This window comes from Streptomyces sp. NPDC031445 (assembly GCF_055581365.1).
Genome location: NZ_JBVIJO010000008.1, coordinates 171,517 through 187,493 on the forward strand (window position 1 = coordinate 171,517; position 15,977 = coordinate 187,493).

Here is a 15,977-nt window from a genome sequence, read left to right on the forward strand (position 1 = left end):
CCACCGACCCTACCTCTCTGCGGGCCCCGAGGTGACATCGAGATGTCCCATACACGGGCAGGCGGTCCGTACCTGTCAGTAGGGGTACGGACCGCCTCGGATCGGCAATGGATTCACCCGTATTTGCTACGGAACGCGGGGCGCTTCCGACGCCGTTTTCACTCGTTCGTGAGCGGGTCGGCTCACTTGATGCGCACTCCTCGCGCGCACCCCTGAGAGGGGGGCGCGCTCACCTGTCGAGCGAGTCGAACGCCTTGCGCAGCAGCGCCGTCCGGTCGGCCGCCGACGGCACCTGCTCCAGCCCGAAACCGAGCAGCACGGTGTCGTCCGTGGTGACCGCTCCGTACGTCTGGAACAGGGTTCCCGTGCGCGTCCAGTCCTTCAGCACCGCCGGGCTGCCGGCGGGCGGTCCGGCCGCCTTCCAGGTGCCGAGGGACGACTCGAAGCCCTCGGTCTCCCGCGCCGTGCCGCCGACGACCAGCGAGGCGTCGTCGGCGAGGACACCGTGCCCGCCGCTGCCGGGGTCGGTGATGTAGCTGATGGAGATCTCGACGGACTTCCCCGCGTACGCGCTCAGGTCGAAGCTCACCTGCCGCCAGCCGCCGGAGCTGCCGGTGAGGCTGTGCCACGCGCCGGTGGTGCCGGTCGCGGTGCAGGTGTTGCCCGTGAGCGTCAGGTAGTGCTTCAGCCACGGGTGCTCACCGATCAGGAAGCCGGCCCCGCAGTCCTCCGGCACGGCCGCCTTCGTGGCCCCGCCGGTCTCCGGCAGGGTCGTCCAGTCGTCCGCGCCGGCGGTGTGCGCCTCGAACACCGCGTGGTCGTAGCCGGGCTCGGTGTCCCACAGCAGCCGGGTGGTCAGGGCCGGCTTGTCGGCGGCGGTGACCCCGGTGAGGTCGACGGTGCGGGTGAGGCGCTTGTAGGCGTCGTCGGTGTGCACGGCGGCGGCCATCGAGGCGCCGGTGTACGGACCGTACGGGTTGACGGTGCCCGCGAAGGTGCCCGCGCCCGCGCTCTTGAACTGCGGGTGGGCGGCGACCGGCAGCTCGTCCGAGGTGACGCCGTAGGTGCCGGCCTTGTCGAGCGGGTTGCCGGGCGCGTCGCCGAGGGCCCCGGTGAAGCCGTCGAGCGCGCCGGAGCCCGTGAAACCGGTGGCCCCCTTGGTCGACGTACGGCTGTAGGCACCCAGGTAGTACTGGCTGAAGTCGTCGGACAGGGTGCCGTCGCCGAGGTCGACGCTGCCGCCGGCCAGCTCGCCGGCCTCGATCAGCCTGCCGCCCTCGTTGAGGTAGGCGCGCAGCTGGAGCTGGGTGGCGTTGGCGGGGCCGTTGGCGCCGGAGTAGTGGACGACCGTCCGGAAGTGCCCCAGCACGCCGAGCGCGTCCGGGGCGCCCTGCGTGGCCACGTCCCACACCAGCGCCCGGTGCCCGGCGCCCTTCAGCGCGTCCACGTACGTCCTCGCCCGCGCGGCGGCCGTGCCCTCCTCGGCGACCACCAGGGTGTCGGCCGTCGCCCGCTTCGCGACGGTGTAGGTGAAGTGGGTGCTGGAGACCTTCTTCCCGCGCCCGGTCCGGCCGGTGAACCACACCTCGACCTTGTCGCCGGGCTCGCCGTCCCGCACCTTCGCCCGGTACTCGTCGAAGTAGAGGTCGTCCTCACCGCCGTACGTCTCTCCGCCCTTCCAGTGCTTCAGCGCCCGGTCGCGCGTACGGCCGCCGTTGACGCGGTACCTGAGCCGCTTGTCCCGGACCGCCTTGCGCACGACGACCGAGACCTCCTGGTCGGCGCCGCGGGAGTACGACGTGGAGAACGCGGCCGGGGTGAAGTCGGCGGCGCTCAGACCGACCGAGGAGACCGGCTCGTCGGGGTGCACGGCGGTCTCGGCGACGGAGAGCGCGAACGGGACGTTCTTGGCGAACTCCTGCTGGATCAGCTTCTCGTCGTCGGGGAAGTTGAAGACGGACTGGCAGTCCTGGCTCTTCCAGGCGTCGTCCGGGTCGGCGTCCGACGCGGTCTGACAGGTCGACATCTCCGGGGTGAACATCGCCATCCCGTTGACGTTCGACGCGTGGCCGTCCGCCTCGCCGTTGGTGGTGTACAGCTCCGAGGAGACCTGCGGGTGGTAGCCCGGGACGGCGGAGTTGCCCGGGGTGCCGGCGAGCGCCTTGTAGAGGACGTCGTCGGGGGTCGGGGTGGCCACCTGCCAGCCGACGCCGTAGAGGAGGAGTTCGGCGGCGGAGTGGTAGTTGATGCCGTACCGGAAGCCGACGCGCTTCTCGAAGGCGTCGAGGGCCTTGGTCTCGGGCTCGGAGCCCGGGCCGGCGCCGCGGTAGGTCTGGCTGGTGGGGTTGGGCGACGAACCCTCGTCGTCGTAGCCCCACTTGTAGGGGAAGTTGCGGTTGAGGTCGACGCCGTCGCCCGTGCTGATGACGCCGTCGCCGTTGACGTCCCGCAGGTTCTTGCGCCACAGGCGGGTGCCGGAGTCCTTGAAGGTGTAGTCGTAGCCGTCCGGGTTGGCCGACAGGACGAACCACAGCTCGGTCGTGTCGACGATCTTCTTGACGCGCCGGTCGGTCGTGTAGCGGTCCAGGTAGTAGTGCATCAGGCGCCGGGTCATCTCCGGCGTGATCCACTCGCGCGCGTGCTGGTTGGACATGTAGAGCACGGCGGGCCGGGAGCCGTCCTTCGCCTTCCCCGCGTTCCTGGTCAGTTTGAGCGCGAGGATGTCCTGACCGCCCAGGGTCCTGCCGATGGACTCGACCTTGGTGAGGCCGGGGTGGGCCTGGGCGGTCCGGAGGATCTCCTCCTTGAGCCCGCCGCGTCCGCTGTACGGGCGGAACACGCCCTGGGCGGCGTCCTCGACCCTGGCCTGCGCCTTGGCCGAGAGCGCGTGCTCGGTGAGGCCGACGCCCTGCTCGCGCAGGTGCGCCGCCTGCCTGCCGGTGAGGTAGACCTCGACCTCGGTCCGGCCGCGTCCGCTCACCTGCTCCCCGAGCTCCTGGCCGTCCTGGCCGGCCTTGAGCAGCAGGGGTACCTGCTGCCTGGTGACCTCGGCGCGGTAGACCCTGACCTCTTCCGGCCCGGACGGCGCCGGGCCCGCGTTCTGTGCCCGGGCGATGGGTGCGAGGCTCGCTCCGCCGATCAGAAGCGCGCCGACAGCGAGGATCGATCTCGCTCTGTGTCTCATGAACCCCCCTAGCGGTGGTCCGCCACAGCGACGAACAGGTTGCCAGGCTCATGTCACTTCATGATCCAGTCAAGACGGCCACAAGGACACGCAAAAGCCGGTGCCGACCACCCGAACGGCCGTCGGCACCGGCCCATGTGACGCGTCGTCCGGTCAGCCGGCCAGGTTGTCCGCCAGCTCCTCGCTGAGGTTGGCCTCCGTGCCCGGGATGCCCAGATCGGCCGCGCGCTTGTCGGCCATGGCCAGCAGCCGGCGGATACGGCCGGCGACCGCGTCCTTCGTCAGCGGCGGATCGGCGAGCGCGCCCAGCTCCTCCAGGGAGGCCTGCTTGTGCTCCATGCGCAGCCGCCCCGCCGCGGCCAGGTGCTCGGGCACCTCGTCGCCCAGGATCTCCAGCGCGCGCTGGACCCGGGCCCCGGCGGCCACGGCGGCTCGGGCCGAGCGGCGCAGGTTGGCGTCGTCGAAGTTGGCGAGCCGGTTGGCCGTGGCCCGCACCTCGCGGCGCATCCGGCGCTCCTCCCAGGCCAGCACCGACTCGTGCGCACCCAGCCGGGTGAGCAGGGCACCGATCGCGTCACCGTCCCGGACGACCACCCGGTCCACTCCGCGCACCTCGCGGGCCTTCGCGGCGATCGACAGCCTGCGGGCGGCACCGACCAGCGCGAGCGCCGCCTCCGGGCCCGGGCAAGTCACCTCCAGGGACGAGGAACGGCCGGGCTCGGTCAGCGAGCCGTGCGCCAGGAAGGCCCCGCGCCAGGCCGCCTCCGCGTCGCAGGTGGCCCCCGAGACCACCTGCGGGGGCAGACCGCGGATCGGGCGGCCTCTGCCGTCCACGAGACCCGTCTGCCGGGCCAGCTGGTCACCGCCCGCGACGACCCGTACGACATACCGTGAGCCTCGGCGCAGCCCGCCGGGCGCCATCACGATCAGCTCGGAGCTGTGCCCGAAGATCTCCAGGATGTCCCGCTTGAGCCGGCGCGCCGCCATCGCGGTGTCCAGCTCCGCCTCGATCACGATGCGCCCGCTCACCAGGTGGAGGCCTCCGGCGAACCGCAGGATGGCGGAGACCTCCGCCTTCCTGCAGCAGGTCCGGGTGACGGGTAGCCGGGAGATCTCGTCCTTCACCGCTGCCGTCATCGCCATGGGCCGATCCTTCCATGCATCCGAAAAATACGGTCGTACGCGGCGGCCAACAGCTCCGGATCGTGCCGGGGTGTTCCGTCGGTCCGGGCCACCGGGGCCAGCTCGACCGCGGCTCCCAGCCGCTCGGCGGCCTCGGTGAGCGAGTCGCGGTCGGGCACGGCGGCCACGTCGGCCAGCACCACGTCCAGGGCGAGTTTAGGGGCGTGTCGCCCCAAAACCTCCAAATGACGCTGCGGGGAGAAGCCCTCGGTTTCTCCCGGCTGCGGCGCCAGGTTCAGCGAGAGCACCCGGCGCGCCTTGGTCTCGGTGAGGGCGTCCAGCAGCTCGGGCACGAGCAGGTGCGGGATGACCGAGGAGAACCAGGAGCCGGGGCCGAGGACCACCCAGTCCGCGTCCAGGACCGCCGCCACGGCCTCGGGGACGGCGGGCGGGTCGTTGGGCACGAGGTGCACCGACTGCACCTCGCCGGGCGTCAGGGCCACGGTGGCCTGCCCGCGCACCGTGTCCACGTCGTCCGGGCGCTCCGGGTCATGCCCCTTGACCAGGGCCTGCAGCTCCAGCGGCACGGCCGACATGGGCAGCACGCGTCCGTGCGCGCCGAGCAGCTTGCCGACCAGGTCCAGGGCCTGCACATGGTCGCCGAGCTGCTCCCACAGGGCGACGATCAGCAGGTTGCCGACCGCGTGCTCGTGCAGATCGCCCTGGGACTGGAAGCGGTGCTGGATGACCCGGGCCCAGGTCTGGCCCCAGTCGTCGTCCCCGCACAGCGCGGCCAGCGCCTTGCGCAGATCGCCGGGCGGCAGCACGCCCAGCTCGTCCCGGAGCCGGCCGCTGGAGCCGCCGTCGTCGGCCACGGTGACGACGGCGGTGAGGTCGCCGGTGATCCGGCGCAGCGCGGCGAGCGAGGCGGACAGGCCCATGCCGCCGCCGAGCGCGACCACCTTGGGCTGGGCGCCGCGCCGGCGGGGCCGCGCCCCACGGGCCTCGGCCGGGCGGCCGGCACGCGCGTCGGGCACCATCCGGCGCAGCCTGCCCAGCCGCGGTGTACGTTGCGTCATTCCCGTCCCATGTCCCGGTGCACGACCACCGTCTCCACGCCCTCGGCCGCGAGGCGCGCGGCGAGCTTCTCCGACATCGCGACCGAGCGGTGCTTGCCGCCGGTACAGCCGATGGCGATGGTCACATACCGCTTGCCCTCGCGCCGGTAGCCGGCCGCGATGAGCCGCAGCAGTTCGGCGTACCGGTCGAGGAACTCCTTCGCGCCGGGCTGGTTGAAGACGTAGGCGGCGACCTCCTCGTTGAGGCCGGTGTAGGGGCGCAGCTCCGGGACCCAGTGCGGGTTGGGCAGGAACCGCATGTCCGCGACCAGGTCGGCGTCGACCGGGAGGCCGTACTTGAAGCCGAAGGACATCACGGTCGCCCGCAGCTCGGGCTCCTCCTCGCCGGCGAACTGGGCGTCCATCTTGGCGCGCAGCTCGTGCACGTTGAGGCTGGAGGTGTCGATCACCAGGTCGGCGTCGCCGCGCAGCTCGCGCAGCAGCTCCCGCTCGGCGGCGATGCCGTCGACGATGCGCCCGTCGCCCTGGAGCGGGTGCGGGCGGCGCACCGACTCGAAGCGGCGGACCAGGGCCTCGTCGGAGGACTCGAGGAAGACGATCCGCCGGGTGACGCCCCGGGTGTCCAGGTCGGCGAGGGACTCGCGCAGGTTGTCGAAGAAGCGCCGGCCGCGCACGTCCACGACGACCGCGATCCGCGCCACGTTGCCCTGGGAACGGGCTCCCAGTTCCACCATGGTGGGGATGAGGGCGGGCGGGAGGTTGTCGACGACGAACCAGCCGAGGTCCTCCAGACACTTGGCGGCCGTGGACCGGCCGGCCCCGGACATGCCGGAGATGATCACCAGCTCGGGGATGGCCGCCTCGGGGACCCCGGCTGTCTCACTGCCCGTACTCACCTGTGCTCCGTTGTTCTGGCCGGTGTCCTGTCCGGCGTCCTGGCCGGTGCCGGGCCGGCGGGTGTCCCGTCCGGTGCCGGTTCGGCCCGCGTCCGTCCGGCCGGTGTCGTGCCGGACGGCATCCTCGCCCGTGCCGCTGTGCGCCTGATCGCGCACGGGCGCCTGATCTCGCTGTTCCGTGGGCTGTGCGTCGTGCTCGGTCATGTCTCCTGCCCCCGTCGTTCGTCCGGGACGCCCGCGGTCACGGGCTCCCCCGAGGAACCCCCCGTCGTGCCGGGTTCCTCGTCCTCAATGATCTCTCCGGTCGCCGTGTTCACGGCGGGCGCGGCCGGGGCCGCCTGGGCGAGAGCCACGGCGATGGTCTCGGCCGTCTTCCGGCCTATCCCGGGCACTTCCTGGATCTGCTCGATTGTGGCGGACCGCAGCTTCTTCACCGAGCCGAAATGCTTGATGAGCGCCTGTTTGCGGGTCTCACCGAGCCCGGGGACGTCGTCCAGCGGGCTCGCGCGGAAGCGCTTGGCGCGTTTGGTGCGCTGGTAGGTGATCGCGAACCGGTGCGCCTCGTCGCGGACGCGCTGGAGCAGATAGAGACCCTCGCTGGTGCGGGGCAGCACCACCGGGTCGTCCTCGCCGGGCACCCAGACCTCCTCCAGGCGCTTGGCGAGGCCGCAGACGGCGATGTCGTCGATACCCAGCTCGTCCAGCGCGCGCCGGGCCGCCGCGACCTGCGGCTGACCGCCGTCGACCACGACGAGCTGGGGCGGGTAGGCGAACTTCCTGGGACGGCCGTCGTCGTCCTTGAGGGAACCGGTGATCACCTCGGCGTCGGTGAGCGCGGCGCCGACGTCGGGGAGCGAGCCGCCGGTGCCGGGGCCCCCGGCGAGGGAGCCGTCGGTACCGGTGCCCGCGGTGAGGGGGTCTTCGGCGCCGGAGCCGTCGGCCCACTCCCCCGTCCGTTCCTTCTCGGCGAGGTAGCGCTTGAAGCGGCGGGTGATCACCTCGTGCATGGAGCGGACGTCGTCCTGCCCGGCGAAGCCCTTGATCTGGAACCGCCGGTACTCGCTCTTGCGCTGCAGACCGTCCTCGAAGACGACCATGGAGGCGACCACGTCGTCACCCTGGAGGTGCGAGATGTCGTAGCACTCGATCCGCAGCGGGGCGCTGTCCAGGTCGAGGGCCTCGGCGATCTCCTCCAGCGCGCGCGAGCGCGTGGTCAGGTCGGAGGCGCGCTTGGTCTTGTGCAGCGCGAGTGCCTGCTGGGCGTTGCGCTGCACGGTCTCCATGAGCGCCTTCTTGTCGCCGCGCTGGGGGATGCGCAGCGACACGTTCGACCCACGGCGGCCGGTCAGCCACTCCTGGACCGGCTCGACCGGCTCGGGCAGGGCCGGAACCAGCACCTCCTTGGGGACCGCGTCCCCGCTCTCCTCGCCGTACAGCTGCTGAAGGGCGTGCTCGACCAGGGCGCCGGTGGTGATCTCCTCGACCTTGTCCGTCACCCAGCCGCGCTGACCGCGGACCCGGCCGCCACGCACGTGGAAGATCTGCACGGCCGCCTCCAGCTCGTCCTCGGCGACGGCGATGAGGTCGGCGTCCGTCGCGTCGGCGAGCACGACCGCGTTCTTCTCCATGGCCTTCTTCAGGGCCCCGATGTCGTCCCGCAGGCGGGCCGCCCGCTCGTACTCCATCTCCTCGGCCGCCTCCATCATCTGCTTCTCCAGACGGCGGAGGTAGGTGCCGGTGCGGCCGGCCATGAAGTCGCAGAACTCCTCGGCCAGGTCCTGGTGCTCCTCGGGGGTGATCCGGCCGACGCAGGGGGCGGAGCACTTGCCGATGTAGCCGAGCAGGCAGGGCCGGCCGGTGCGGGCGGCGTTCTTGAAGACGCCGGCCGAGCAGGTGCGCACCGGGAACACCCGCAGCAGCAGGTCGACGGTGTCCCGGATGGCCCACGCGTGCCCGTACGGCCCGAAGTAGCGCACACCCTTCTTCTTGTGACCGCGCATCACCTGGACCCGCGGGAACTGCTCGTTCATCGTGACCGCGAGGTACGGGTAGCTCTTGTCGTCCCGGTACTTGACGTTGAACCGGGGGTCGTACTCCTTGATCCAGGAGTACTCCAGCTGGAGCGCCTCGACCTCCGTGGACACCACCGTCCACTCCACGGACGCTGCTGTGGTCACCATCGTCCGGGTGCGCGGGTGCAGGTTCGCCAGGTCCTGGAAGTAGTTCGCCAGGCGCTGGCGCAGGCTCTTCGCCTTTCCGACGTAGATCACCCGGCGGTGCTCGTCACGGAACCTGTACACCCCCGGGGAGTCCGGGATGTCTCCCGGCCTGGGGCGGTAGCTGGAGGGGTCGGCCATGTCTCACACCCTACTGGCGAGCACCGACACCGCGTCGGGCCTGTGGACAACGCCCCCACCCGCACGGCGCCCGCACGGTGGCCTCGCGGCATCCCCTCCGGCCCACGGCCGGCCGGAGGTCTCGCCCGGGCGCTCGCAGGGCCTCGCGGACAGGGGGCGCGCGGTCGCGCGAGATGGTTCTCCGAGCTCGCCCGCACCTCCTCCCGAGGTCCCTCCGCGCGCCCTCCCCCGTACGCCCGCAGGTACCTTCGCGCCGTCCGCCAGCCGTCTTCCGGCCATGCCGGTGGCGCCCCGCCCGGCGTCCACTGTCCGGCCCTGCCCTGAACGAGTGTGGGAAGATCCGCCGTCCCGCCCACCGGTCGTGGAGCGGCACAGCCCGGCCAGTCGTCCGCAACGGCCGGGTCCCAGGTGTTGTCGGGTTCTGGTCAACACGCTTCAATGCGGGGGAACTCGGGGCCGTACGCGCGTGCGTACGGCATGCGCGGCGTGCCCAGCCAGGGACGCGCGCGGTGCCCACGGGGGTGGCCCCGCACACCGCACAGGCGGCCTGACCAGCCGTAGCGACACCTCACAGAAAGGCCCCTCGGCATGCGGCATGCCACAGAGCACGCGGACGTCCCCACCGCGGAACTGGACACGGCCCTGCGCGGCGGCCCCTTCCATGTGGCGCTGCGTGCCGCGATCGCCGCACGCGGACTGCCGCTCCAGCGCGTGCAGCACCATCTGTCACGCCACGGGGTCAAGGTCGGCGTCACCAGCCTGAGTTACTGGCAGCAAGGTGCTCGCCGCCCGCAGCGCCCGGAGTCGTTGCGCGCCGTACGCGCGCTGGAGGAGATCCTCCAGCTGCCGGACGAGTCGCTGATCCGGCTGCTCGCCGAGTCCGACGAGCGGGCGACGGCCGACCGTACGGCGGGCCGCTCCTACCGCTCCCTGATCGAGGCCTCGGGCGTCGTGGACCGCCTCACCGCCGACCTCGGCTGGTCCCTGGACGGCGGTCTGCACACCGTGGGGCACCACGAGCGCGTCCGGATCGGCGCCCGGCGGGAACTGGTGAGCCGCGAGGCCCACCACATCGTGCGGGCCCACCGCGACGGCGTCGACCGCTTCGTCGCCCTGCACCACGGCGACCCCGGCTGCGACCCGCGCCGTGTCATCGTGCACGCCCTGGAGAACTGCCGCACCGGTCCCCAGCACTCGGCCGCGGCCCCGCGCAGCGGACGGCAGGAGCTGCCCGTGACCAGTCCGCACCACTGTGCCCACCTGGTCGAGCCCCGCATCCGGCCGGGCGTCCTGGGGATCGCCTGGGACTGGGAATGACCTGAGCCCGCCGCCCGCTCACCGGACCGGGCTCGCGTCACCGCCCGTCGGCCCGCTGTCCTTCCGTCAGTCCGCGGGACCGGCGACGATCCTGCCCCGCGCGGCCTTCACCGACAGCTCGGTCAGGGGCTCGGTGGCCGGCGCCTGGACCACCTTGCCCGTCACGGCGTCGAACTCGCTGCCGTGGCAGGGGCAGACCAGGGTCGTCCCCCGCAGTTTGTCGATGGGGCACCCGGCGTGCGTGCAGATCGTGCTGTACGCCTTCAGCGTGCCGTCCTCGGCACGGCTGACCACCATGTTGTGGTCCCGGTAGAGCTTGGCCCCACCCTTCGGGACCTCGTTCTCCGCGCCGAGGTCGACCGGCGCGGTGGGGGCGTCCGAGGCGGAACCACTGCCGCCTGGGGCCGAGCAGGCGGCCAGGGCGAGCCCGGCGACCGGGGCCGCGGCGGCCCCTCGAAGGACAGTACGGCGGCTCGCGGAGGAGCGGGCGGGCATCTGGAACTCCACTGGTCAAGGGGTGTGCAGGGCGACGATACCCGGGCAGAGGGGACGGTCCCGGAGCGGGGTGGCGCTGGATGCGTCGGAACCCGAGGTCCGCCCGAGGGCCGTCGAGGGGACGAGTGCCGCGCGCTCCGCGGTGTGGGCGTAAACGCTTACGTAAGCGTTTACGCGAGGCGCGGGCATGGGGTACCGTCCGGCCGGAAGCCGATGAGACCCGGGCCTGCCCAGATCCGGACCAGCCCTGGCGAAGGGAGCGCGATGGCCACCATGGCGGATGTCGCCCGCAGTGCCGGGGTCTCCGTGGCGACCGTCTCCCACGTGCTCAACGGCACGCGTCCGGTGCTCCCGCACACCCGTCAGGCCGTGCTCGACGCCGTGGACGCCCTCGGTTACACCCCGAACACCCTCGCCCGTTCCCTGGTGACCTCCCGCACCCGTTCCATCGGCCTGGCGGTGTCGGCCATCAGCAACCCGTACTTCACGGAGATCCTGCAAGGCGTCGAGGCCGCTGCCCTGGAGGCGGGCTACAGCCTGCTCATCGCGGATCCGCACGACGACCCCCGGCACGAGCGCACGGTCGTGCAGCTCCTCCACGAGCGCCGGGTGGACGGCATGATCGTCGCCCCGTCCGCCGAGCCGGGTGACCTCGTCGGTTACCTGCGCCGCCACGCCGTACCGACGGTGTTCCTGGACCGCCTGGTCGACGCCGGCGCGACGCGGGACATCGCGCCGGGCGACGGTGCGGGCGGCGCCGCCTCTTCGCCGAGCGTCCCGTGTTTCGACCAGGTCTGTACCGAGAGCGCCGCGCCGACGGCCCTGCTCGTGACCCATCTCGCCGCTCTGGGGCATCGCCGGATCGCCCTGGTCGCGGGCCTGCCCGGGCTCAGTACCACCAGTGAGCGCGTCTCCGGCTACCGGGAGGGCCTCGCCGCGGCCGGTCTGGCACACGACGAGCGTCTCCTCGTGTCCGGCAACTCGGAGGCCGCCGGGGCCGAGCGTGCCACGGCCGACCTGCTCGCCCTGCCCGATCCGCCGACGGCACTCGTCACGGCCAACAACGCGATGACCATCGGCGCACTGCGCGCGCTGCGCCGGCACGGGCGGTCCGTGCCGGACGACCTCGCCCTGTGCTGCTTCGACGACTTCGCCTGGGCCGACCTGTTCTCACCCCGGCTGACCGCCATCGCCCAGCCCAGCCGGGAGGTGGGCACCCAAGCCGTCCGCGTGCTCCTGGACCGCCTGGCCGAGCCGGACCGGCCGGCCCGGACGGTGCGGCTGCCGTGCACGTTCGTCCACCGCACGTCCTGCGGCTGCCCGGAGGAGCCGGGCAGCGGCACCGGAGCCGCCGGGGCCACCGCAGTGTCCACGCTCGCCGAGAAGGGAACCGCCTCGTGATCGTCGTCGCCGGTGAGGCACTGATCGACCTGGTACCGCAGGGTCCCGGCGCCCTCGCGGACCTGAAGCCGGCGCTCGGCGGCGGCCCGTACAACACCGCCGTGGCGCTGGGCAGGCTCGGCTCCCGCACCGCCTTCTGTTCCCGGACGTCGGACGACGCCTTCGGCGAGGCCCTGCTCGACGGGTTGCGGCGGGCCGGCGTCGATGTGTCCGCTGTCCAGCGGGGGCCGGAACCGACGACCCTCGCCGTGGCCACGCTCGACGACGCCGGTTCGGCCGCCTACTCCTTCTACGTCGACGGCACCGCCGACCGTCTGTTCACCGCCCCCGGCGCGCTCCCCGCGGGTACGCGCGCGGTGTCCTTCGGCACCTGCTCGCTCGTCCTGGAGCCGGGGGCGAGCGCCTACGAGGAGCTGATGCGGACCGCTGCGGGGCAGGGGCTGTTCACCGCCCTGGATCCCAACATCCGGGCGGGGCTCATCCCGGACGCGGACGCCTACCGGGCGCGTTTCGAGAGCTGGCTGCCCTCGGTGACGCTGCTGAAGCTGTCCGAGGAGGACGCGGCGTGGCTCGGCGGCAGCCCGCGCGAGTGGCTTTCCGCGGGACCGGCGGCCGTGGTGGTCACGCGGGGCGGCGACGGCCTGACCGTGTTCACCCGGGACGGCGGGGAGCATTCCGTGCCGGGTGAGGAGGTCGAGGTCGTGGACACCATCGGCGCCGGTGACACGGTGAACGCGGCCTTGCTGCACGGGCTGGCCGCCCGGGACGCGCTGTCCGCGGAAGCGCTCGCCGCCCTCGGGACGGAGGGCTGGACACGGCTGCTGCGCTTCGCGGCACGGGCGGCGGCGATCACCTGCTCGCGGGCGGGGGCCGAGCCGCCGTACGCGGCGGAGCTGGGCGGTTCGGCCGCGCTGTGAGCGGTCCGCTTTCCCTGTGCTGTTGACAAGGTACGGCCGGGCCCGCGGTGTGGCGGGGGCCTGTCGACCGCCACACCGGGCCGGCTGATGGTGGAACGAACGGTGCCCCGCGGGAAGTTCCCGCGGGGCACGGCGCTTTTGATGGCGTGTCAGAACAGATCAGGCCTTGCGGGCCCGAGTCGTCTTCTTCGCCGGCGTCGCCTTCTTCGTGGCCGCCTTCTTGGTCGCGGTGCCGTCGGCCTTGGCCGTCACCGTCTTCGTCGTCGACGACTTGGCCGCGGCGGTCCTCCGTGCCGTGCCGCCCCGCTGCGCCTTCACCGGCTCGGCGTCACTGATGCGGTCGGCGCCGAGGATCTCGCGCAGGAACTTGCCCGTGTGGCTCGTCGGAACCCCCGCGACCTCCTCGGGCGTGCCCTCGGCGACCACCAGGCCACCGCCGGCACCGCCCTCCGGACCCATGTCCACGATCCAGTCGGCGGTCTTGATCACGTCGAGGTTGTGCTCGATGACGATGACCGTGTTGCCCTTGTCGACCAGTCCTCCGAGCACCGTCAGCAGCTTGCTGATGTCCTCGAAGTGCAGACCCGTGGTCGGCTCGTCCAGGACGTAGACCGTGCGTCCGGTGGACCGCTTCTGCAGTTCGCTGGCGAGCTTGACGCGCTGCGCCTCGCCACCGGAGAGAGTGGTGGCGGACTGGCCGAGGCGGACGTAACCGAGACCGACGTCGTTCAGCGTCCGGAGGTGACGGGAGATCGCCGGGACCGCCTCGAAGAAGTGCATGGCCTCCTCGATCGGCATGTTCAGCACCTCGGCGATGGACTTGCCCTTGTAGTGGACCTCCAGGGTCTCCCGGTTGTACCGGGCGCCGTGGCAGACCTCACACGGGACGTAGACGTCCGGGAGGAAGTTCATCTCGATCTTGATGGTGCCGTCGCCCGCGCAGTTCTCGCAGCGGCCGCCCTTGACGTTGAAGGAGAAGCGGCCGGGCAGGTAGCCCCGGACCTTCGCCTCGGTGGTCTCGGCGAACAGCTTGCGGATGTGGTCGAAGACGCCGGTGTACGTCGCCGGGTTGGACCGCGGGGTGCGCCCGATCGGCGACTGGTCGACGTGCACCACCTTGTCGACCAGGTCGTCGCCGTCCACGCGCGTGTGCCGTCCGGGGACGGTCCGGGCGCCGTTCAGCTCGCGCGCCAGGTGCGTGTAGAGGATGTCGTTGACCAGGGTCGACTTGCCGGATCCGGAGACGCCGGTGACGGCCGTGAAGACACCCAGCGGGAAGGACACGTCGATGTCCTGGAGGTTGTTCTCACGGGCGCCGTGCACGGTGAGCTGCCGGGAGAGGTCGCGGGGGCGCCGTACGTCCGGGAGCGGGATCGCCTTGCGGCCCGAGAGGTACGCGCCGGTCTGCGACTCGGTGTTGGCGAGCAGCTCCTTGAGGGAACCGCTGTGCACGACCTTGCCGCCGTGCTCACCGGCGCCGGGGCCGATGTCCACGATCCAGTCGGCGACCTTGATGGTGTCCTCGTCGTGCTCCACCACGATGAGCGTGTTGCCCATGTCGCGCAGACGCACCAGGGTCTCGATCAGACGGTGGTTGTCCCGCTGGTGCAGGCCGATGGACGGCTCGTCCAGGACGTAGAGCACGCCGACGAGGCCGGAGCCGATCTGGGTGGCGAGGCGGATGCGCTGGGCCTCGCCGCCGGAGAGCGTGCCGGCCGCGCGGTTGAGCGAGAGGTAGTCCAGGCCGACGTCGACCAGGAAGCGGAGCCGCTCGTTGACCTCCTTCAGGACCCGCTCGGCGATCTTCTTGTCGCGGGCGTTCAGCTTCAGCTCGCCCAGGAACTCGGCGCAGTCGCTGATCGACATCGCGGAGACCTCGGCGATCGACTTCCCCATGATCGTGACGGCGAGGACGATCGGCTTCAGGCGCGTGCCCTCACAGGAGGGGCAGGGCACCTCGCGCATGTAGCCCTCGAAGCGCTCGCGGCTGGCGTCGCTCTCGGCCTCGCTGTGACGGCGCTTGACGAACGGCACCGCGCCCTCGAAGGGCGTGGTGTAGACGCGCTCGCGGCCGTACCGGTTGCGGTAGCGCACCTCGATCTGGGTCTTGTGGCCGTAGAGCAGGGCCTTCTTGGCCCGCTGGGGCAGGCCCGCGAAGGGGATGTCCGTGCGGAAGCCCAGGGCGTCGGCGAGGGCGCCGATCAGGCGGCTGAAGTAGTCCTTGGTGTGGCCGTGCGACCACGGGTGGATGGCGCCCTCGTCCAGGGACTTGTCCTCGTCCGGGACGATCAGCTCCGGGTCGACCTCCATGCGCGTGCCGATGCCGGTGCACTCCGGGCAGGCGCCGAAGGGCGAGTTGAACGAGAAGGAACGGGGCTCCAGCTCCTCGAAGGACAGGTCGTCGTACGGGCAGTACAGGTGCTCCGAGAACATGCGCTCGCGCTCGGGGTCGTCCTCGGGGAGATCCACGAAGTCGAGCACGACCATGCCGCCGGACAGGCCGAGCGCGGTCTCCACGGAGTCGGTGAGGCGGCGCTTGGCGGAGTCCTTCACCGTGAGGCGGTCCACGACCACCTCGATGGTGTGCTTCTCCTGCTTCTTCAGGACCGGCGGCTCGGTCAGCTGGACGGTCTGGCCGTCCACGCGCGCACGGGAGTAGCCCTTGGTCTGGAGGTCGGCGAAGAGGTCGACGAACTCGCCCTTGCGCTCGCGCACCAGCGGGGACAGCACCTGGAAGCGGCTCCCCTCGGGCAGCTCCAGGACCTTGTCCACAATGGCCTGCGGCGACTGGCGCGAGATCGGACGGCCGCACTGGGGGCAGTGCGGCTTGCCGATGCGCGCGAAGAGCAGCCGCAGGTAGTCGTAGACCTCGGTGATCGTGCCGACCGTCGAGCGCGGATTGCGCGAGGTCGACTTCTGGTCGATGGAGACGGCCGGGGAGAGGCCCTCGATGAAGTCGACGTCGGGCTTGTCCATCTGGCCGAGAAACTGCCGTGCGTACGAGGAGAGCGACTCCACGTAACGGCGCTGGCCCTCCGCGAAGATCGTGTCGAAGGCCAGGGAGGACTTGCCCGACCCGGACAGGCCCGTGAAGACGATGAGCGAGTCACGAGGCAGGTCGAGCGAGACATTCTTCAGGTTGTGCTCGCGCGCGCCACGGACGATGAGACGGTCGGCCACGCCGGTCCGCACCTTTCTTGAGAGAAGTG

The 15,977-nt window shown here is 71.8% G+C and carries 10 protein-coding genes; 3 read left to right on the plus strand and 7 right to left on the minus strand.

From position 1 onward, the window contains the following. Positions 1–229: 229 nt before the first annotated feature. The 5 genes from ACZ5DC_RS22155 to uvrC all read right to left on the minus strand — a co-directional run bounded on the left by ACZ5DC_RS22155 (position 230) and on the right by uvrC (position 8,638). Positions 230–3,184, minus strand: coding sequence for a M14 family metallopeptidase (locus ACZ5DC_RS22155; RefSeq protein WP_468655173.1), 2,955 nt, complete (start codon positions 3,182–3,184; stop codon positions 230–232). Between the two features lie 153 nt (positions 3,185–3,337). Further along, positions 3,338–4,327 carry a DNA-binding protein WhiA gene (gene whiA, locus ACZ5DC_RS22160; protein ID WP_030583311.1) on the minus strand — a complete coding sequence of 330 codons (990 nt, stop codon included), beginning with the start codon at positions 4,325–4,327 and terminating at the stop codon, positions 3,338–3,340. Beyond that, positions 4,318–5,385, minus strand: a complete 1,068-nt coding sequence (locus tag ACZ5DC_RS22165; RefSeq protein WP_468655175.1) for a gluconeogenesis factor YvcK family protein — start codon at positions 5,383–5,385, stop codon at positions 4,318–4,320. The genes whiA and ACZ5DC_RS22165 overlap by 10 nt, the downstream gene beginning before the upstream one ends. After that, positions 5,382–6,485, minus strand: a complete 1,104-nt coding sequence (rapZ, locus tag ACZ5DC_RS22170) for an RNase adapter RapZ (RefSeq protein ID WP_468655177.1) — start codon at positions 6,483–6,485, stop codon at positions 5,382–5,384. The genes ACZ5DC_RS22165 and rapZ overlap by 4 nt, the downstream gene beginning before the upstream one ends. Continuing rightward, positions 6,482–8,638: an excinuclease ABC subunit UvrC gene (uvrC, locus tag ACZ5DC_RS22175; protein WP_468655179.1), complete on the minus strand. Its 2,157-nt coding sequence runs from the start codon at positions 8,636–8,638 to the stop codon at positions 6,482–6,484. Before uvrC ends, rapZ begins: the two co-directional genes overlap by 4 nt. 588 nt (positions 8,639–9,226) lie before the next feature. Here uvrC and ACZ5DC_RS22180 point away from each other — a divergent pair. After that, on the plus strand, positions 9,227–9,955 hold the full coding sequence (locus ACZ5DC_RS22180) for a hypothetical protein (RefSeq protein WP_468655181.1): 729 nt from the start codon (positions 9,227–9,229) through the stop codon (positions 9,953–9,955). Positions 9,956–10,021: 66 nt separating this feature from the next. On the opposite strand, the gene ACZ5DC_RS22185 is transcribed toward ACZ5DC_RS22180, so the two are convergent. Further along, positions 10,022–10,450, minus strand: coding sequence for a Rieske (2Fe-2S) protein (locus tag ACZ5DC_RS22185; RefSeq protein WP_468655183.1), 429 nt, complete (start codon positions 10,448–10,450; stop codon positions 10,022–10,024). A 264-nt stretch (positions 10,451–10,714) separates the two neighbouring features. Here ACZ5DC_RS22185 and ACZ5DC_RS22190 point away from each other — a divergent pair, with 264 nt between their 5' ends. Continuing rightward, positions 10,715–11,851, plus strand: a complete 1,137-nt coding sequence (locus ACZ5DC_RS22190; RefSeq protein WP_468655185.1) for a LacI family DNA-binding transcriptional regulator — start codon at positions 10,715–10,717, stop codon at positions 11,849–11,851. Continuing rightward, on the plus strand, positions 11,848–12,768 hold the full coding sequence (locus ACZ5DC_RS22195) for a carbohydrate kinase family protein (RefSeq protein ID WP_468655187.1): 921 nt from the start codon (positions 11,848–11,850) through the stop codon (positions 12,766–12,768). The genes ACZ5DC_RS22190 and ACZ5DC_RS22195 overlap by 4 nt, the downstream gene beginning before the upstream one ends. Before the next feature lie 159 nt (positions 12,769–12,927). Here ACZ5DC_RS22195 and uvrA read toward each other — a convergent pair whose 3' ends face one another. Further along, positions 12,928–15,948 carry an excinuclease ABC subunit UvrA gene (gene uvrA / locus ACZ5DC_RS22200; protein ID WP_468655189.1) on the minus strand — a complete coding sequence of 1,007 codons (3,021 nt, stop codon included), beginning with the start codon at positions 15,946–15,948 and terminating at the stop codon, positions 12,928–12,930. Positions 15,949–15,977: the final 29 nt, after the last annotated feature.